Origin of the sequence: Alkalihalobacillus alcalophilus ATCC 27647 = CGMCC 1.3604 (assembly GCF_000292245.2) — a bacterium.
Classification (GTDB): Bacteria; Bacillota; Bacilli; order Bacillales; family Bacillaceae_D; genus Alkalihalobacillus; species Alkalihalobacillus alcalophilus.
In genome coordinates this window covers 1-19,009 of record NZ_ALPT02000004.1, presented here as the reverse complement: position 1 = coordinate 19,009, position 19,009 = coordinate 1, and the positions used below count along the sequence as shown (strand labels likewise).

The window sequence follows — 19,009 nt, the reverse complement described above, 5'->3', positions numbered from 1 at the left end:
TTCCAAAGTTTCTCTATGGTATACATTGTTGAAATCCTAAATCATGTATTAATCCTTGTTATAAGTGTAACTTTTTTTCATTTAAAAGAAAATGGATTTTCAAAATAAAAGTTCGTTTTCTAATAGGGAGTTGCTATCTGTACCTTATGACATTTAACAATGGGCAGAGTTGAATGAAACGAGTCGTAATATTTTATTGGTTTTTGAAATTTATTCGCACTGTAAAAAGAGCAGAGCGGCTATTACATTACGAATTCCTGTTTATATGCACCGTAAAAAGGTTAAAGCGTCTATTTTATTACGAATTCCCGTTTATACGCACCGTAAAAAGGTCAGAGCGTCTATTTTATTACGAATTCACCCTTATAAGCGCCGTAATAAGGCCAACGCAGCTATTACATTACCAATTCCCATTTATACGCACCGTAATTGAGCAGATTCGCAAATTTCATTACCAATCAGTGACATCAGTTGAACGAGATAAATTTAAAAAAAGCTAGTTAACTTTAGGTAAAGAAATAGCGAGGAATCTTAGTGTGGACTAATTTTTTGTCGTTTATTTTTATTTTTCGTTTGATATCTCGTCTATCTTTCTTTTTCGTTTCATACATTCATTAATAAGAGGACTAAGCTATGTTTCATGGACATAATTGTTCATTATGCATATTTTATAATAAAGGCATGTGAAACGAACTTCAGTCAGGAGGCGGAATGTTGAAAAAAATCTACGTCTTGGATACAAACGTGCTCTTACAAGACCCACATTCCATTTATTCTTTTATGGATAATGAGATTGTGATCCCCGCTATTGTTTTAGAGGAGGTTGATTCCAAAAAAAGAAATATGGATGAAGTAGGTCGCAATGCAAGACATTTTTCGAAAATGATTGATAAATTAAGAGATAAAGGAAGGCTCCATGAAGGAATAAAATTAGAAGAAACGGGTGGTTCATTAAGGGTCGAATTAAATCATCGTTCTTTTGAAAGAATGAAAGGCTCTTTTGCTGAAATGTCTAATGATAATCGGATTATTGCAGTTGCCCTAAATTTGACCGTTGAGGAAAAACAAACGAGTAACAGACAAGTCATCTTAGTTAGTAAGGACGCCTTAGTTCGAGTTAAAGCGGACGCACTAGGCATCGTTGCTGAGGATTTTTTAAGTGACAGAGTCGTAGAACATGATTCTGTTTACCGTGGATATGTTGAAAAGTATGTCGATGCTGACATGATTAAAAGCTTTTTTCAAAATGGATATCTACCGGTTCAAGTGTTTGACAGGCATAGCTTTTACCCACATCAGTTTATCATTATGAAAGATGCCCTAGGGAGCTCAAGCTCAGCACTTGGGAAGGTCGATGAGGATGGGAAGTTCATAAAACCATTTATTCAAGATTCCGAACAAGTTTGGGGCATTCGGCCACGAAATGTTCAGCAAAGAATGGCCTTTGAATTACTTTTAAGAGAAGATATTCATTTAGTAACGATGATTGGAAAAGCAGGAACGGGAAAAACATTATTGTCGCTTGCGGCAGGACTCATGCAAACAGAGGACTTAGGGTGTTACACAAAATTAGTCGTGGCCCGTCCGGTTGTTCCGATGGGTAAGGATATTGGATTTTTGCCAGGGGAAAAGGAAGAGAAGCTCCGCCCATGGATGCAACCTATTTACGATAATTTAGAGTATTTGTTTAATACAAAAAAACCAGGTGAACTCGATCAAATTTTGGCTGGAATGGGGTCGATACAAGTAGAGGCGTTAACGTATATCCGAGGGAGAAGTATTCCTGACCAGCTCATTATTATTGATGAAGCTCAAAATTTAACCAAACATGAAGTGAAAACAATTATTACTCGTGTCGGGGAGCGCAGTAAAATTATTTTAATGGGAGATCCACAACAAATCGATCATCCGTATTTAGATGAGTTTAACAACGGTTTAACTTATGTTGTTGAAAAGTTTAAAGATCAAAGCGTTAGTGGCCATATTAAGCTTGTGAAAGGGGAACGGTCTGGTTTAGCCCAATTGGCAGCGGATTTACTTTAACTAAGAAAAGAAAAACTAGTGAAGTCGTAAATGGACCTCACTAGTTTTTAATCGTTTTTTCAAGAGTTATTTCCTGTGCTGACCAATTTAATTTCACTAACTTCTTTAATTGGTGAATCAAGATTTGTGCCATCTCCATGATATAAATGAATCGGTCCATCTTCTTTTAATGGTTTTCCTTCTTTTGAAAAACCAGCAATTAATTTACGAGCAACTTCGAAGTCATAAGTAAATTCTTCTCCTGATTTTGTTATAATCTTTACTTTGTTTGCGTTTTCTTTTGGATTTGTATGTAGAAGAAATGGTTCAAGCGGCATTCCATATGATAAATTTAAAAGCTCTTTTTTGTTATACGTTATTTTATTTCCATTGGCATTAGGATTTGGAGCCTCGCTTCCTTCAATGATCTCTTTGTCCCATTGAGCAGAAATTGCTTTACGATAGGCAATTTCAGGGTCTTCTATTTCTTTTTTTCTATAAAAAACGTATTTAAATCAACTTTTCTTTCATCAAAAATCCAAACAGATGGGTCGATCGTCAAAGGGTGTTCAACCTCTCCAGTTATAAAAAAATAAACTCATCCATGTTGTAAAACCTCCATTTAAATAACTTATAGAAATAATGAAAAGAAATCATAAATCATTGTTTAGAAAAAAGTGATAAAGATTATCCTATTAAAGTATAAAGATCTTTTGACACTTTGTCACATATGGAAGGGTTATCTTTTAGAGGAAGGGTGAATCGTTTGATTTGTAAAGGTCAGTTGGAATTAGATGAAATGGTTAAGCAAGCACAAAAATCAACGATAAATGGAAAAGTCGCTAACTATATTCCTGCGTTAGCCAAAGCAGAGCGAGATGTATTAGCTGTTTCTATTTTTGATGGAGCTGATCTTTGTTTTGTTGCTGGAAACAGTGAAGAGAGGTTCACGTTACAAAGTACTTCAAAAGTACTTACATTAGCACTTGCATTAATGGATTGCGGTGAGGATAAAGTATTTAAAAAAGTCGGAATGGAGCCGACGGGTGACCCATTTAATTCTATCTCAAAATTGGAAACGCAAATTCCATCGAAACCATTAAATCCAATGATTAATGCAGGGGCCTTAGCTGTCAGCTCATTAATAAAAGGAAGAACAGTAGAGGAGAAAGTTCAATACTTATTAGCTTTTATTCATAAATTAAGTGGAAATAATAAGATTACGTACAATAAGGAAGTGGCTCAATCAGAATATGAAACAGCTGATTTAAACCGAGCCTTAGCATATTTTCTGAAACAACATCATATTATCGATGGAGATGTCAATGAGCTGATTGACTTTTATACAAAACAATGTGCGATCGAATTAACATGTAATGACTTGGCACGTATTGGTTATGTGTTAGCTAATGAGGGAAGGTGTGCAGATGGTCAAGAAGTCATTCCTTTTGAAATTGCGAGATTGGTCAAAACCTTTATGGTTACTTGTGGCATGTACAATGCCTCTGGGGAATTCGCCATAAAAGTCGGCATCCCTGCCAAAAGTGGTGTCTCCGGATGTATTTTAGGTGCAGTCCCGAATCGACTGGGGATTGGGATATACGGCCCGTCTTTGGATGAAAAGGGAAATAGTGTGGCAGGAATGAAGTTACTAGAGTTGTTAGCTGAGCATTATCATTTGAGTATCTTCTAAAAGGGAAATTTTTCATTACAGATTATTGGATGAAAGCACTAAAAAGATTGCATTTTCTTTATAAAAAAGATAGTATTAATATTAAGGATACTTAGAGCATGAGGAGGGGACAACATGTCAACAGAAATGATGACAGGTCAAAATGAAAAAGCCTTTGCCCTTCTGAAATCCGATGCGGAAAAAATTCGCAAGCTGATTGAAGTGCAGATGGAGAATTTAACAATGCCTCAATGCCCCCTTTACGAAGAGGTTTTGGATACACAGATGTTTGGTCTTTCACGAGAAATTGACTTTGCGATCCGCCTTGAATTAGTAGAGGAAGAGAAAGGCAAACAGCTTTTAGTAGAATTAGAGCACAAGCTAGCTGCTCTTCACGAAGCGTCATTACGCAAATAAAAATCAAGCTTAAATAGGCTTGATTTTTTTTATGGAAAAAATCAAGGTTGAGACTGGAAAAAACCTCGAATAAAAAAAGTAGATGAGCAGCTTTTTTAAGCCTTTCATCTACTTTTTTTATGTTTAGCTTATTTTATTGATTTTTCTCTCGTTAAAATTAACATCATATACGAAAGAGTGGTAAATAATAAGGAGACGATTAGTGCATGCATTAATCCGACCGTCAACGAGTTCTGGGTAAAGACAACAGAAACACCACTAATAATTTGAAGGAGGACTAACAAGACAGAGAGAATACTTGACCATAAAAGGACAAGGTGCTGACGATATTTGGCTATCGTCCAAATCATTAAGATCACTAGAAATGCGAATAAAAGCATACCGACGACACGGTGGAAATAATGGGAGCCAATCGGTCCTTCCAAGCCAGGAAACCACATGCCGTTACATTGTGGAAAGCCACTACATGCTAAGGTTGCCTCGGTGTGTTTAACGTAAGCACCGGAATAAATGACGGCATAACAATAGGAAAGCACAAAGAATACATAATATTTAAAGCCTTTTGTTACTTTTGGAGCTATCCTTATTCCTTTTGGGTTATCCTCAAAGGCGAGTATCGTCAGTATGACAACAGATGCGAGCGACATTGCCGATATACCAAAATGAAGAGCAAGAATGGCATGAGATTGTCCAAACACGACTGCACCAGCTCCAAGTAGTCCTTGGAAGACTATAAGAATAAAGGCGAGCATAGCAAAAAGTCTTGCTTCACGGATATGTGATAGTTTTTTCCAAGACCACATGGCCAAAATAAGAATCATAATGCCGACAAGGCCAGCCACAATTCGGTGACTATATTCTATGATTGTTTCAATTTCTGGACTAGTGGGAATAACTTCACCAAAACAAAGTGGCCAAGTTGCTCCACAGCCCTCTCCTGAATCCGTTTTCGTAACCGTAGCACCTTGTAATAAGACGATTAGAACACCGATAGAGGTAATAATGCCATAAAATTTTAGAGCTTTATGCATTGAATTCACCATACCTTCTATAAAATTGTTAAGAATTATGCTAAAGTTAGCAAGGGTATATTTAAGTAACATCTTTGATCTTAAGAATAATATGATCAAATGTCAATTTCGTCTCTTGTGTCAATTTTAGGAACATCTTAAATGTGAAGAATCTGTGAAAGTCATTAATTTGATGAAAGATAATCAAATTTGAGATATAATGTGAATGTGTTTTGCAAAGAAACACGAAATAACGATGATTTAATTGAATTTACGTTGTTTCTCATATGAATGAGGAGGTGAAACTTGATGAATAAGACCGATACGATCGTAAAACCAAATGATGCACTGGCTGGTCAAGATTCATCAGTTGCTGTTAGCCAGCAAAATTCATGGAAAGATTATTTAGTTTTAGCTAAGCAAGGGATTGTAACGTCGAATTTAATTACAACGTTTACAGGAATCTTCTTAGCTGCTATTTATACAAGTACTGGGCTTGGTGCTAACTTACCAGCAGCTATTTTTGCATTATTAGGATCAGGGCTCGTTATGGCAGGTGCATGTACGTTTAATAACTACATAGACCGTGATATCGATCCTATTATGGAAAGAACAAAAGATCGTCCTTCAGTAACTGGTCGCTTTTCTGGGAAGCATATTTTAACAGTCGGGGCGATACAATCAATTTTAGGGATGATATTCCTTTCATTAACAACCCCAACTGCAGCTGTTATAGGTGCGATTGGTTTGTTTATTTATGTCGTCCTCTATTCAATGTGGACAAAGCGTACAACGACATTAAATACGATTGTTGGAAGCTTTTCTGGTGCTGTACCGCCATTAATTGGTTGGGCTGCTATTGATGGGGGCCTACATATGTATGCTTGGCTGTTATTCTTTATTATGTTCTTTTGGCAGCCGCCACACTTTTTAGCTCTAGCAATGAAGCGGGTTGAGGAATACCGGGCAGCTGGCATTCCGATGCTACCAGTAGTTGCAGGGTTTGATATGACGAAGCGGCAAATGGTCATTTATGTAGCCGCATTATTACCAGTATCTTTATTACTTTATCCTTTCGGTGTTGTTTATACCGTAATTGCCACTTTACTTGGAGTTGGTTGGTTAGCTTTAGGTTTAGCTGGATTTAAAATGAAGGATGATATGAAATGGGCGAGACTGATGTTTGTCTACTCTCTCAATTATTTAACCATTTTATTTGTGCTTATGGTTATTGTTCACCTCTAAGATTATGTTCATAGAACTTATGATTAAGGTGAATAATGATTATAAATATATATTATGTAGTTATGTGACTACTTGAAGAAAGTGAGGTTGGTTTAACAGATGAAACGTTGGAAAACTGCGTGGCGTTTTCTACCATTTTCTTTACTACTGCTATTATTAGCTGGCTGTGGTGAGGAAAATTTGACAGCACTTGATCCAAAGGGTCCACAAGCTGAGTGGCTTTTAGATAATATGTTATTGTCGCTCTACATTATGGCCTTTGTGACAGTTGTCGTATTTGCAATCTTTTTCATCATTCTTGCAAAATTCCGTCGTAAACCGGGTGATGATGAAATCCCGAAACAAGTTCACGGTAATACAGCATTAGAAATTACGTGGACCGTTATCCCAATTATTTTATTAGTAATCTTAGCTGTACCGACTATTTCTGGTACATTTATGATGGCTGATATGGAGCCAGATCCTGTAGCTGGTGAAGATACAGTGGTCATTAAGGTAACTGGGCATCAATTCTGGTGGCAATTTGATTACGAGAATGAAGGATTCACAGCAGGGCAAGATGTGTATATTCCTGTTGGCGAAAAAGTATTATTTGAATTACATGCACAAGATGTTATCCATTCATTTTGGGTTCCAGCATTAGGTGGTAAAATTGATACTGTTCCTGGAATTACAAATGAAATGTGGCTTGAAGCGAGTTACGATGGAGTTTATAAAGGGAAATGTGCGGAACTTTGTGGTCCAGCACATGCACTGATGGACTTTAAATTAATTGCTTTAGAGCGTGATGAGTATGACGCTTGGGTGGCTGGAATGCAAGAAGGTCCAGAAGAACCACAAGAAGTAATTGCTCAAGAAGGTCGTGAACTTTTTGGTGCTGACGGACTTGGCTGTATTGGCTGTCACGCGATCGGTGGTTCAGGTACAGCGGCTGGACCAACATTAACAAACTTTGCTGACCGTGAAGTTTTTGCAGGTTATCTCGATATGGATGACGATGAAATGCTTGCAAAGTGGATTCGTGATCCTGAGTCATTAAAGCAAGGAAACAATATGGCTAGTGCACCATATTTAAGTCATGATATTAGTGATGATGAAATGGAAGCATTAATCGCTTATTTACGTACTTTAACGATTTTAGACAACGAGTAGAGTAAGCGTTTATTCTATTGAAGAAGGAGGAAACCCATTGGCTACACAACATACGAAAGATAAAAGCGTTGTATGGGATTGGCTAACGACTGTCGACCATAAAAAAATCGGGATTATGTACTTAATTGCCGGGACGCTTTTCTTTGTTAAGGCGGGTGTTATGGCCCTCTTTATGCGGATTCAGTTGATGATGCCTGAAATGAATTTTTTAAGTGGTCAAACATTTAATGAATTTATTACCATGCACGGAACGATCATGCTATTTTTGGCGGCTACACCTTTGCTATTTGCATTTATGAACTTTGTTATACCTTTACAAATTGGGGCTCGTGACGTTGCCTTTCCATTTGTAAATGCAGTCGGATTTTGGGTGTTCTTATCCGGTGGATTGCTTTTAAGTACAAGTTGGTTCTTTGGAGGCGGTCCTGATGCCGGTTGGACAAACTATGTACCGCTTGCTAGCCGTGAATACGGTGGATTAGGAATTGATTTCTACGTATTAGGTTTACAAGTATCTGGTATCGGTACATTAGTATCGGCGATTAACTTCTTAGTAACAATCGTCAACATGCGTGCACCAGGTATGACAATGATGCGCCTACCGTTATTCGTATGGACTTCATTTATTGCCTCTACACTTATTTTATTTGCGTTTACACCACTTGCAGCTGGTTTAGCACTTATCATGTTAGATCGGATCTTTGATGGTATGTTCTTTATACCAGGCATGGGTGGTAACGCCGTTTTATGGCAACATATTTTCTGGATCTTTGGTCACCCTGAAGTTTATATCTTAGTGCTTCCAGCATTCGGGATTATTTCAGAGGTTATTCCAGCGTTCGCAAGAAAACGTTTATTTGGTTATACAGCAATGGTATTTGCAACGATGATCATCGCCTTTTTAGGATTCATGGTTTGGGCTCACCACATGTTTACCGTGGGAATGGGACCAGTAGCCAACTCTATTTTTGCGATAGCGACAATGACAATTGCTGTACCGACTGGTATTAAAATCTTTAACTGGTTACTCACGATGTGGGGCGGTAAAATTACTTTTAATACAGCAATGATGTTTGCCTCTTCATTTGTGCCGACGTTCGTACTTGGTGGGGTAACAGGTGTTATGTTAGCAATGGCTCCTGTTGACTATTTATACCATGATACATATTTCGTCGTAGCTCACTTCCATTACATTATTGTAGGTGGAATTGTTCTAGCATTGTTTGCGGGATTATTTTACTGGTATCCAAAAATGTTTAATCATAAGTTAAATGAAACATTAGGAAAACTATTTTTCTGGATTTTCTATATTGGTTTCCATTTAACATTCTTTGTTCAACATTTATTAGGTCTAATGGGTATGCCTCGTCGTGTTTACACGTACTTAGGAAACCAAGGCTTAGATGCGTTTAACTTTATAAGTACAATTGGTACATTCTTTATGTCTGCAGGGGTTATTTTACTTGTTATTAACGTAATTTACTCAGCATTTAAAGGAGAGCGAGTAACAGAGGCGGATCCTTGGGATGCTCGTACACTTGAATGGGCAACACCAACGCCAATTCCTGAGTACAACTTTGCTCAAACGCCACAAGTACGTTCACTTGATCCATTATTTTATGAAAAAGTACATGGTGATGGAACGATGAAACCAGCTGAGCCAGTAGCAGATATTCATATGCCAAATGGTTCAATCTTACCATTTATTATGTCGATTGGTTTGTACATTGCTGGTTTTGGACTTATTATGAAGTCCCCACATTGGGAGCTTGGTGGTAACGGATTAATCGTCTTAATCGTCGGTTTAGCGATTACATTTGGTACGATGTTTGTTCGTTCTATCAAAGAGGATCATGGATATTACATTCCAGCTTCTCGTGTAAAAGAAGAAATGAATTCGAAAGGAGGAAACTAAATGGCGGGTCATGTTGATACATCTAAAGGCTTACCTTCTCATCCAGAGAGGGCTACCCTTGAAGGTAAAAACAAGTTTCTCGGATTCTGGTTCTTCCTTGGAGGCGAAACGATCTTATTCGCTACTTTCTTCGGAACTTACTTAGGCTTACGAAATGGGATTGCTGATGGTCCTGCATCATCTGACATTTTCTCTTTACCACTCGTATTTATTATGACAATGTTTCTTTTAACAAGTTCATTAACGAGTGTACTGGCAATGTTTGCGATGAAGAAGAATAAATTTAGATCGATGATGGTTTGGATGTGGATAACTGTATTATTAGGTTTAGCCTTCCTTGGATTCGAAATTTACGAGTTCTATGAGTATGTCCACCATTATGGTTTAGGATTTTCAGAAAGTGCTTTTGCCTCTGCCTTTTATTCATTAGTAGGGTTACACGGGGCTCACGTTGCGTTCGGTCTAAGCTGGATTATCGTTCTTTTAATCCGTTACTCTAGATCGGGTATCACTTTAACGAATGCACCTAAGTTTTACGTAGCGAGCCTTTACTGGCATTTTATTGATGTCGTCTGGGTATTCATCTTCACTGTCGTTTATCTTATGGGAGTAGGAGGCTGATCGTATGGCGGATAATTTAAGTCAATCCTTTGACAAAAGTGCAATGACTGAAGAAGAAAAGCGTCAAACGAAAAAAGAGATTAGACGTCAAATCATCGTATTTGCGTTAATGATCTTCTTAACGATTTTAGCTTTCTTAGCAGTAGGAAGCGACATCGTACCCCGTTCCTTTGCGGTACCATTTATCTTAATTTTAGCTGCAGTTCAATTGGCTTTACAGCTGTTGTTCTTTATGCATATGAAAGATAAAGACCACGCATGGGCGAACGCTTTTATGATTACAGGTATCTTTGTAACAGTTCCAACCATCGCAGCTTTAATGCTGTTACTTGGAATTACAAAATACTAAATTTGAAAAACCCTTTCTCGATTTTGGAGGAAGGGTTTTTTTGTAGCTTTTAAAAGGAATAAGGCCGATGAGCCGAGCGTGGCTGATGTTGGTGTGTAAAAAAGGGAGAGGAAAGCCGTCAAAGGGAGAATTTCGGGCTTGGTGTGTAAAAAAGGAGTAGGAACACCGCCTAACGTCTCTGTGCTACCTCGTATCGCTCGTTATGTCACAGTATTGTGACATGGAAAGTGGGATGTTTGTCTCACGTTCTGATATAATAAATAAGGAAATGGATTTTGGCTTTTAGGTTAAGGAGTTGTAATGAAATGAATAATGACCAATCAGTTGATTCAAACTCAATGAATTTTAAGAAGAGAAATTATAAACCGTGGATTATTGCGATTACGATTATCGTAAATGGATTAGTTATCGTCTTATCGGGTATGCCAGGTTATGAAAATTTCGATCTATTTAATGTTCATGTATTACCAATGATGAATGCCATTTTTAATAGCTTTACGTTTGCCTTTTTACTGACTGCATTCATTATGATTTTAAAAAAGAATGTTAAGTGGCATCGCCGTTTTATTTATGCTGCTTTTAGTTCGACGGCTTTATTTTTAGTTACGTATGTATCTTATCATTTTCTTTCTCCATCGACTTCTTATGGTGGTTCTGGATGGATGGCAGGAATTTATTATTTTATTTTAATTACCCATATCGTTTTAGCGGCAGTTATTGTGCCACTTGCTTTAATAACAGTAACACGTGCTTGGAATATGGAGAATGAACTCCATAAAAAAATTGCACGCTGGACGATGCCTATATGGTTATATGTCAGTTTAACTGGGGTACTTGTTTATTTAATGATTTCTCCATATTATTAAAAAAGAATGTCGGGCTTCAGTTGTTTTACTGAGGTCTTTTTAACATGCGAAATAGGAAATCAAACAAAGGGGTTTGGAAAAGTTGAGGAAATGGCTTAGTTTAGTTGTCTTTGTCTTTTTATTAGTTGGCTGTAGTGATAATCGGAGTGATATGGAAGTCGTACCTGTTGATAATGAGGAGGACTTTGAAGCCGCTGCGGAGTTTGTTGAGAATTATAAAGCAGATATGACTAAATCTGTTGGCAATGAAGGATTTGATTATTTAGAGGATTATTTAATTCCAAATAATAGTTATTATCATAGTCTTCGTCGTTATGTTTCTGATCTCGAACAATCAAAGACGACGAAAGAATTGGTTGATTTTGAAGTGATTGAGGTTTTAGTTGGTGAGGAAAGTGAATATTATGTTGAGGCCAATGAAAAGGTTGCTCTTTCTTATCAAAATGGAGAAGTAGAAGAGGTCTCAAGGCATATCGAGTTTGAATTAGTTAGAAGTCCAGAAGGTACCTTTCGTATTGTGACGATTCGTCAATTTAAAGATTGATGATAACTAGTCCACATTTTAGCAAAAAAATAAAACCAGGCAGCCCTGGTTTTATTTTTTTACTTATTGACAGCTTCTAATAATTGAGTAAGCTTTGTATTACATTTTTCTACAACCGTTTTTGGGAAATCTTCGCCAGCGTATTCCACACCGTGTGGGTAATAGTATTTACCAAGAATTGGTGTCATTACCTTTACGATTGTGTCTTCTTTAGGGATGTCCCCTTTAATAGCGTAGGCTGGTACACGAAGGTAGTAGATCTCTTGGTTGTTATGTATTTTCAAATCAAACATAACACGTTCGTAATCCCATTGTTCAGCATGGACAAAACCTAAAGACTCAGCTGCATAGTGTAATGATTCGAATTTTAATTCTTTATCAGCAATTTCAATATGCTCGAATTTCATTTTGATAAAACCTCCTTCTTTTCAACTTACTATGTCCATTATTTATCATAGTATGAAAAGGCTTCAGTTGCAATCTATTCCGCAGGTTTTTGTGGAATCCAGTCATATTTTCACCTTTTCGACACTGATTCATAAAGCTAGACAGAAGGTTACAGAAATAGAGAAAGGAAATACTTCTCTTTAATCCGAAAGGGTATGTTAGATATTTAGTCATTTTAGGGGGTGGAATGATGAGAAAGAAAAATCTAATCATTGTCGTGTTTGTTTTTCTGTTTGCATGTGTGGCTGTTTTTGAATATATGTATCAGGATAAGCTGACAGAGTGGTTCCCAGAGCGAGAGTTGCTTCCTAATACATCTGATGAAGGGGAAGAACTTTTGGATGAAGAGCTAATCGAGGAACATGAGGAGCAAAAAGAAGAATTAGCATCAGAGGAACTAGATCATGATGATTTAATCATTGGCAAGACGATGGATGAGGTAATAGAAGACTTCGGTGAGCCTGATCGAACGGATTTATCCGCTTATGGCTATGAGTGGCTTATTTATGCTAAGTCTGATAGCAGCTATTTCCAAATTGGAATGGAAGATGGGAAGGTCGTTACAGCTTATTTTATCGGCGATATGTTGGAGGAGCTTCCTTATGAGTTATTAGATACTTATGATGAAATGAATGAAAATTATCATTTTGATGAGCAGGTTAGTGCAAATTCTACTTATGGTCAATTTCAATTCGAATTAAGTCCAGAAGATAAAAAAAATCGCCCATTAATCCAGTATGCAGATGGGGTCTGGCTTCAAATTTATTTTGATCAATTTACGAATCAACTATCGAGCTTACGTGTGCTAAATGAAGATATATTAGTGAGGCAACGTCCTTATTCGGTCTCGTATCGTGGTAGGCTACCAGAACCAATTGAAAGATCGGCAGAAGAACAAGAACGAATAGAGCGTGGTGAAGAACAGCAAATTTTTGATGTGACAAATGTGATGAGAACTAGACATCAATTAGAGGCTTTTGTTTGGGATCAAGAAATTGCAGAAGTGGCGGTCAAACATAGTGAGGATATGCAAAAACATCAATTTTTTTCCCACGTCTCTCCTAATACAGGTGATTTAAGTGCTCGAATTCAAGAAGGGGGATTACGTCCACGTTTAGCTGGAGAAAACATCGCTGCACACTATGTTGATGGAGTAGCAGCTGTAGAGGGGTGGCTGAATAGTGAAGGCCATAGAGTTAACTTATTACATGAAGAATTTACTCATTTAGGGGTTGGGGTCTACGAGGATTATTATACACAAAACTTTATGACTCCATGGCTTCCATGAGGAATATAATAGGATGCACACGGGACAAATACCCTTAATATAATATACTGATATGGATCATAGGGGAGGTCGATTGTATGTCAGATTCAAATTTAAATCCTTCCGTCCAACAGTTTAAGGCCTTTGTTAAGGAACATCAGGGCATTGTGCAAGCAGTTAGAGCGAATGAAAAGACATTACAAGGCTTTTTTGAGGAATGGACGATTTTAGGTCCAGAACATGAGCAATGGACACAGCTCCGTTCGGTAGCTTCGGAAATTCCAGAGACGGGAGCAACAACAGCTCAAGCAACAGAGCAAACGAGTTCAGAAAATGCAACAAATGCCGCTTCTCAAGCACATGATTCAGCAGCTGGTTCAGAAAAGTCAGCAGGTGAAACATTAGGACAATTATTTTCGATGTTTCGCAAAATGAATGTTCAGGATTTGCAAAATCATTTAGGACAGTTTAGCTCACTTTTAGCAAATGTACAAAATGTCATGCAAACTTTTCAAAAGCCATCAAGCCCATCGAGTACCAGTTCAACTGATCGCTCCTTTTCGTTTCGGAAAGATTAATTGAGGTGAGAATGTATGAGAGTTGAATTGCAACAGTTGCTAGTAGAAAAGCCTGAATTAAGACAATTTATGAGGCAAAACCCAATTTGGTACCGGAAGTTGACTCGCAACCCAAATCAAATACCTGAGCTTGAAAAAGAAGCCAATTATTTTTACGGGAAAACACTGCCACAAAGAGTAGAAAAAATGCAAAATAATCTTGGGCTCGCCATGATGATGATTGAAATGTTTAAAATGGGTAAAACAACAGTGGGAGGATAAGAATAGGCTACTCAAAGGTCAAATCGCACCTTTTGAGTGGCCTTTTTTTGTTACGGAGTGGTAAGAACGTGTTCAGCTTTTTTAGTTTAGTAATGAAGGAGCTGAGTTGCAGGAATTAAGGTGCGAATAGGGTAGGATAGGTAATGAAAAAGCCGAGTTGACGTGATTATGGTGCGAAAAATTAGGAATAGGTAATGAAAAAGTTGAGTTGCCGGGATTAGGGTGCGAATAGGGTAGGATAGGTAATGAAAAAGCCGAGTTGACGTGATTCCGGTGCGAATAACCAGGAATAGGTAATGAAAAAGTTGAGTTGCAGGAATTAAGGTGCGAATAGGGTAGGATAGGTAATGAAAAAGCCGAGTTGACGTGATTATGGTGCGAATAACCAGGAATAGGTAATGAAAAAGTTGAGTTGCCGGGATTAGGGTGCGAATAGGGTAGGATAGGTAATGAAAAATCCACGTTGCCGGAATTACGGTGCGAATACGTCGTAATGAGCAATGAACATCACGTGACTACAATAGATGGAAAATAAAAAAGCTACTCAAAAGCTCTTTTATAAACTTTTAAGCAGCATACATATAAAATTGAAAAGAAAGTGCTCACTAGTCTCATAAAAATGGCACGAGTGTCTGAACCATTAACTTTTTCACCGGCCTGCTTATCTAGACTGTTCTCTTTTAGTCTTCTGATTTTGTTTGGTGCTTCATTAAATATTGGTAAATCTTTTGTTCAACGGAAATGTTCATTTGTTGGAAGCCTTGATTTCCGAATAATGTATTAAATTCCAAAATATAAGGGCGTTCATTAACAAACACGAGGTCAAAACCTGCGTGATCAATCCCTAAAGTTTTGGCTATGTCTAAAACGATTGGAAAGGCATCTTTTGGAATGTTATCAAAGGATATTTCGCCACCTTGTGAGACATTATTTTTGAAGGAGTCGTCATTTTCACGCCAATAAGCAGCAATCACTTCATCACCGACGATGCAAACACGCAAGTCGCGTTTGATAGGCAAAAACTCTTGCACATAAAAGTAAGGGTTATTTTCGGTGTATTCGATAAATTGTTGTCTATTTTCGATTAAATAAACGCCACGTCCCATTGAATTTCGTATTTCTTTCGCAACAAATGGGAATTCAAAATCTCGAAGCACTTTCTCAATATTGTCTTGATTTCTTCCTAAAATCACCGTTTTCGGTACATATTGAGGGGCTATACTCCAAAGGGCACGTGTCATTTCAATTTTGTTAAATCCGAGTTGAATCGATTGAATGCTTGGAAATATCTTTTTTTTCATTCCGTAAACAAGTGAATTAACTTGCCAATTTTCTGGGAATAAACAGTAATCAGCTGTCATTATTTTTTCTTTATCTTCAAACATATGCTCAGGTTTTACATATTTAATATTGGGAATGCCGATCGTACGAAAGGGGTTAAAAGTAACAAAGTTCATTCGTATCTCCTTATAAATACATTAGTTTTTCTTTTATAGAAGTCGAATGAATTATAGTCAAGTAAGAGGGCGATGTCAATTCCTTTTTTTAAAGCCTAAAGTGAGAGGAAATATGTTAGAATATGAACTAATCGTCAAACATGTTATAATTATTACTAGGGGGTGGGATAATGCTCGCAACCATGACAATGGTAGATTTAATTGATGAAGCTTCTGAGCTCGCACAAGCGATATCCGAATCAGAAGTATTTGTGGATTATGTGATAAAAAAGAAGCAGCTCGAACAAGATAAAGAGGCGCAAAAAGCAATAGCTGATTTTAATCGGTTGAAGGATCAGTATGAAGAGGTCCAGCGCTTCGGTAAATACCACCCTGATTATAAAGAAGTATCAAGTACGATTCGTCAGACAAAACGAAAGCTTGATCTTATTCCGACTGTAATGGCATTTAAAAAAGCCGAGAAGGAATTAGAACAGCTTCTTAATGAGGTCAGTGGGGTAATTGCTCATTCTGTTTCTCAAACAATAAAGGTTCCAACAGGAAACCCATTTTTTGATCAAATGTCTTGTTCAGGTGGGTGTGGTTCTGGAGGATCTTGTAGCTGTGGATAAATAAAAAGGCAAAGGTACTGTCTTTTAGCTTGTCGGCATAGTCTCTGAACACGAGAGAGTCGACAAGCTTTTTTGATGATGAAAGGTATATGGATTTGAAGTCGGGAATTCAGTCGCACTTTGTCTAGTGTCTGAAAGTTGGATTTCGATCTTTTATTTGTTGTTTGTTCATCTGAAAAACAATCGTATGTTGCTCGTTTAAGGCGGAAATGCTAAAATGACTACAGACCTATTGAAAAAGGAGAAACTTATTTATGCTAGTAGGTAATAGGCAAGGCATAGCAGTGTGGCTTTCCTCATTGAAATTTGCAAGACAATTAAGACGATTCGGAAATGTTCAATATGTATCAAAAAAAATGAAATACGTTATTTTTTATTGTGATCAAGATAAAACGGATGAAGTCATTGAAAAATTACAATCGTTACATTTTGTTAGAGATGTTAAACCATCGATGCGACCTTTTGTGAAAACGGAATATCAAAACTCAAAACCTGATAAAGCAAAAGAATATGATTATAAAATGGGAATTTAACCAAGTGGTGATGCTTGGTTATTTTTTTGTTTGTTTTAGGGGAGAGTTAATGTCAGCACAAAGAACAGAAGCGGTGTCAACTACGATGCCTTTGAGAAGTGATTAGTTATGTCTAAGAAAAGGGCTTTTTAGTGAGAAGATCCTCATGTTTTTGGAAAATGAAGTCATTTTGGTTGATTATTTCGTGGGGCGAAACATATAATGGGAGTAAGGAAGTGAGGATAAATGAAAAATTGGAAACGGAATTTATGGATTCTTGTTGTTTGTCAATTTATTGTGGCAAGTGCGATGACGATGATTATCCCATTTTTACCTTTATATTTAAAAGAATTAGGGGTAGAAAATGAAGCCACGATCGGTTTATGGACGGGGGTTATCTTCGGAGCAAACTTTTTAACTGCTTTTTTATTTGCCCCATTTTGGGGGCGAATGGCCGACCGATATGGACGAAAAATGATGATTTTGCGGTCTGGTTTTGGAATGGCTCTTATTATTGGTTTAACCGGCTTTGCAACAGGCCCTATTTCTCTGCTATTACTCCGTTTATTAAATGGAATGGTGTCAGGATTTATTCCTGCCTCAATTGGCTTAGTCTCAACGAATACGCCTAAAGACAAGGTTGGCTATGCTCTTGGTATTTTGCAATCAGGAGCTGTTGCTGGCGGAATTTTAGGACCTTTATTAGGTGGACTAATGGCAGAAGTATTTGGTTATCGAATGATTTTTTTCATAACAGGATTTGGCATTTTAATAGCGACACTTGTTTGTTTATTTATGGTGAGGGAGAACTTCAAGGCTCCTAATAAACAAGCGAAAAAGACGAATACGATGGAAGACTTTAAAAAGGTGACGGAGAAAAAGCCCGTACTTGCTCTTTATACGGTGATTTTTGTCATTCAATTAGCGGTGATGGGCATTAACCCTCTGCTTTCGATTTATGTAGCCGAATTAACACCTGCTCAAAATACAGCTTTTTTTGCTGGATTAACAGTCGCTGTTCTCGGCTTCTCTAATATGATGTCTTCGGCTTTTTTAGGGCGGTTAGGTGATAAAGTAGGGGCTCATAATGTTTTGGTTTGGGCAATGCTCGGGGTAGCGATGATTTCGATTCCTCAAGCTTTTGTCACCGATATTTGGCAGCTTATTGTCTTGCGGTTTATGTTAGGACTATGTATAGGAGGTCTCCTTCCTGCTGTTAATACTCTCATTCGCCTCCATTCACCAGAAGGGATGGAAGGCAGGGCCTATGGTTTTTCTAACAGTGCGATGTATTTAGGAAATATGTTAGGTCCTGTACTTGGTGGTTGGGTCGTTAGTATGACAACAATGAGTGCCTTATTCCTTATTAGTGCAGCGTTGTTATTAATGAATGTGGCAATTGTCAAAGGGAAAGTGCTTCCACCTGCAAAACGGAAATTTTCTAGAGAAAAACAAAGACAAAGAAGAGAGGCTGGGACATAACTAACTATAGAAAGAAGAAAACGAGTCCAATGACATATTTTAGTTGTTTCTCGTTTTCAATAAAAAGAACGAAAGCCGATGACATTTTACAACGAGTAAAATGTCATCGGCTTTTCATACTAGAGATGGGTTTTGTTTTAGCCTCTTTTTTATGAAAGCGGGGGGATGATTCGGTTTAATCGTAAAATACCGATTAAATATTGATAATATAATTCTTTTTCATTAAAAACGGTTGAGGGTTTAACCGCTAACTGTTTAATCGGTATCCCTAATTCTTCGCTTTGTTCTTTAAAAAGATTAAACCTGGCATTTGGTGTTTCCTCAGGTTGTGGAATTCCCTCCAAACAAATGTATATTGGCATAAAATGACCAGCACTTGTTTCGTCTAAGACAACAGCTAAAGATGTTTTTTTCGCTGTTCCTATTTCGACATCTAATTGTACGAATGCCCGTACTCTGTCTTTATTTCTGTTGATGATTTCTAATAATTCATAGAGGTCTGAATATCCTCTACCTAATTCAATAAAACGTTGCATCATAATAATCTTTACTCCTTAAATAAAAAGCGGAGCCTGTTCGCT

At 37.4% G+C, this 19,009-nt stretch carries 22 protein-coding genes; 17 read left to right on the top strand and 5 right to left on the bottom strand.

From position 1 onward, the window contains the following. The first annotated feature begins 169 nt into the window (after window positions 1-169). Window positions 170-433, top strand: a complete 264-nt coding sequence (locus BALCAV_RS21940) for a hypothetical protein (protein WP_136446000.1) — start codon at window positions 170-172, stop codon at window positions 431-433. Between the two features lie 281 nt (window positions 434-714). Continuing rightward, entirely contained in the window at window positions 715-2,043 is a 1,329-nt protein-coding gene (locus tag BALCAV_RS01725; RefSeq protein ID WP_003321091.1) for a PhoH family protein, read from the top strand. Window positions 2,044-2,102: 59 nt separating this feature from the next. On the opposite strand, the gene BALCAV_RS22655 is transcribed toward BALCAV_RS01725, so the two are convergent. Further along, complete coding sequence (locus tag BALCAV_RS22655) at window positions 2,103-2,360, bottom strand: hypothetical protein (protein ID WP_052044319.1); 258 nt, start codon at window positions 2,358-2,360, stop codon at window positions 2,103-2,105. Window positions 2,361-2,788: 428 nt separating this feature from the next. Between BALCAV_RS22655 and glsA the strand changes: the two genes are divergently transcribed. Both glsA and BALCAV_RS01710 read left to right on the top strand, forming a co-directional pair. After that, a complete protein-coding gene (gene glsA, locus BALCAV_RS01715; RefSeq protein WP_003321089.1) occupies window positions 2,789-3,715 on the top strand; it encodes a glutaminase A in 927 nt (308 codons plus the stop codon). Window positions 3,716-3,829: 114 nt separating this feature from the next. Further along, window positions 3,830-4,111, top strand: coding sequence for a YlaN family protein (locus tag BALCAV_RS01710; protein ID WP_003321088.1), 282 nt, complete (start codon window positions 3,830-3,832; stop codon window positions 4,109-4,111). 128 nt (window positions 4,112-4,239) lie between these two features. Here BALCAV_RS01710 and BALCAV_RS01705 read toward each other — a convergent pair whose 3' ends face one another. Then, entirely contained in the window at window positions 4,240-5,142 is a 903-nt protein-coding gene (locus BALCAV_RS01705) for a COX15/CtaA family protein (protein WP_003321087.1), read from the bottom strand. Window positions 5,143-5,430: 288 nt separating this feature from the next. Between BALCAV_RS01705 and cyoE the strand changes: the two genes are divergently transcribed. From cyoE to BALCAV_RS01670, 7 genes are all read left to right on the top strand, one after another. Beyond that, entirely contained in the window at window positions 5,431-6,366 is a 936-nt protein-coding gene (cyoE, locus tag BALCAV_RS01700) for a heme o synthase (RefSeq protein ID WP_003321085.1), read from the top strand. Window positions 6,367-6,465: 99 nt separating this feature from the next. After that, the gene (gene coxB / locus BALCAV_RS01695) at window positions 6,466-7,518 is read left to right on the top strand and encodes a cytochrome c oxidase subunit II (RefSeq protein ID WP_003321082.1); all 1,053 of its coding nucleotides are present in this window, start codon (window positions 6,466-6,468) and stop codon (window positions 7,516-7,518) included. A gap of 37 nt (window positions 7,519-7,555) precedes the next feature. Continuing rightward, window positions 7,556-9,433, top strand: a complete 1,878-nt coding sequence (ctaD, locus tag BALCAV_RS01690; protein WP_003321081.1) for a cytochrome c oxidase subunit I — start codon at window positions 7,556-7,558, stop codon at window positions 9,431-9,433. Beyond that, window positions 9,434-10,054 (top strand): cytochrome (ubi)quinol oxidase subunit III, encoded by a 621-nt coding sequence (locus tag BALCAV_RS01685; protein WP_003321080.1) that lies wholly within the window; start codon window positions 9,434-9,436, stop codon window positions 10,052-10,054. Window positions 10,055-10,058: 4 nt separating this feature from the next. Continuing rightward, window positions 10,059-10,403 (top strand): cytochrome C oxidase subunit IV family protein, encoded by a 345-nt coding sequence (locus tag BALCAV_RS01680; RefSeq protein ID WP_003321079.1) that lies wholly within the window; start codon window positions 10,059-10,061, stop codon window positions 10,401-10,403. A gap of 305 nt (window positions 10,404-10,708) precedes the next feature. After that, complete coding sequence (locus BALCAV_RS01675) at window positions 10,709-11,269, top strand: DUF420 domain-containing protein (RefSeq protein ID WP_003321078.1); 561 nt, start codon at window positions 10,709-10,711, stop codon at window positions 11,267-11,269. A gap of 82 nt (window positions 11,270-11,351) precedes the next feature. Next, entirely contained in the window at window positions 11,352-11,813 is a 462-nt protein-coding gene (locus BALCAV_RS01670; RefSeq protein ID WP_003321077.1) for a TcaA NTF2-like domain-containing protein, read from the top strand. 59 nt (window positions 11,814-11,872) lie between these two features. Here the strand turns inward: BALCAV_RS01670 and BALCAV_RS01665 are convergent, their stop codons facing one another. Continuing rightward, entirely contained in the window at window positions 11,873-12,220 is a 348-nt protein-coding gene (locus BALCAV_RS01665; protein WP_003321076.1) for a YugN family protein, read from the bottom strand. 230 nt (window positions 12,221-12,450) lie between these two features. On the opposite strand from BALCAV_RS01665, the gene BALCAV_RS01660 reads away from it, so the two are divergent. The 3 genes from BALCAV_RS01660 (at window position 12,451) to BALCAV_RS01650 (ending at window position 14,366) form a co-directional block, all read left to right on the top strand. Continuing rightward, the gene (locus BALCAV_RS01660) at window positions 12,451-13,548 is read left to right on the top strand and encodes a CAP domain-containing protein (RefSeq protein WP_003321075.1); all 1,098 of its coding nucleotides are present in this window, start codon (window positions 12,451-12,453) and stop codon (window positions 13,546-13,548) included. 77 nt (window positions 13,549-13,625) lie between these two features. Further along, window positions 13,626-14,105: a spore coat protein YlbD gene (gene ylbD, locus BALCAV_RS01655; protein ID WP_003321073.1), complete on the top strand. Its 480-nt coding sequence runs from the start codon at window positions 13,626-13,628 to the stop codon at window positions 14,103-14,105. 15 nt (window positions 14,106-14,120) lie between these two features. Beyond that, window positions 14,121-14,366 (top strand): YlbE-like family protein, encoded by a 246-nt coding sequence (locus BALCAV_RS01650; RefSeq protein ID WP_003321072.1) that lies wholly within the window; start codon window positions 14,121-14,123, stop codon window positions 14,364-14,366. Between the two features lie 680 nt (window positions 14,367-15,046). On the opposite strand, the gene BALCAV_RS01645 is transcribed toward BALCAV_RS01650, so the two are convergent. Next, window positions 15,047-15,823: an ATP-grasp domain-containing protein gene (locus tag BALCAV_RS01645; protein ID WP_003321071.1), complete on the bottom strand. Its 777-nt coding sequence runs from the start codon at window positions 15,821-15,823 to the stop codon at window positions 15,047-15,049. A 170-nt stretch (window positions 15,824-15,993) separates the two neighbouring features. Between BALCAV_RS01645 and BALCAV_RS01640 the strand changes: the two genes are divergently transcribed. The 3 genes from BALCAV_RS01640 to BALCAV_RS01630 all read left to right on the top strand — a co-directional run bounded on the left by BALCAV_RS01640 (window position 15,994) and on the right by BALCAV_RS01630 (window position 18,428). Next, window positions 15,994-16,434: a YlbF/YmcA family competence regulator gene (locus BALCAV_RS01640; RefSeq protein WP_003321070.1), complete on the top strand. Its 441-nt coding sequence runs from the start codon at window positions 15,994-15,996 to the stop codon at window positions 16,432-16,434. Window positions 16,435-16,688: 254 nt separating this feature from the next. Next, on the top strand, window positions 16,689-16,967 hold the full coding sequence (locus tag BALCAV_RS01635) for a YlbG family protein (protein ID WP_003321069.1): 279 nt from the start codon (window positions 16,689-16,691) through the stop codon (window positions 16,965-16,967). A gap of 225 nt (window positions 16,968-17,192) precedes the next feature. Beyond that, entirely contained in the window at window positions 17,193-18,428 is a 1,236-nt protein-coding gene (locus BALCAV_RS01630; protein WP_003321068.1) for an MFS transporter, read from the top strand. A 149-nt stretch (window positions 18,429-18,577) separates the two neighbouring features. Here the strand turns inward: BALCAV_RS01630 and BALCAV_RS01625 are convergent, their stop codons facing one another. Next, the gene (locus BALCAV_RS01625) at window positions 18,578-18,967 is read right to left on the bottom strand and encodes a DUF7147 family protein (protein WP_003324881.1); all 390 of its coding nucleotides are present in this window, start codon (window positions 18,965-18,967) and stop codon (window positions 18,578-18,580) included. Window positions 18,968-19,009: the final 42 nt, after the last annotated feature.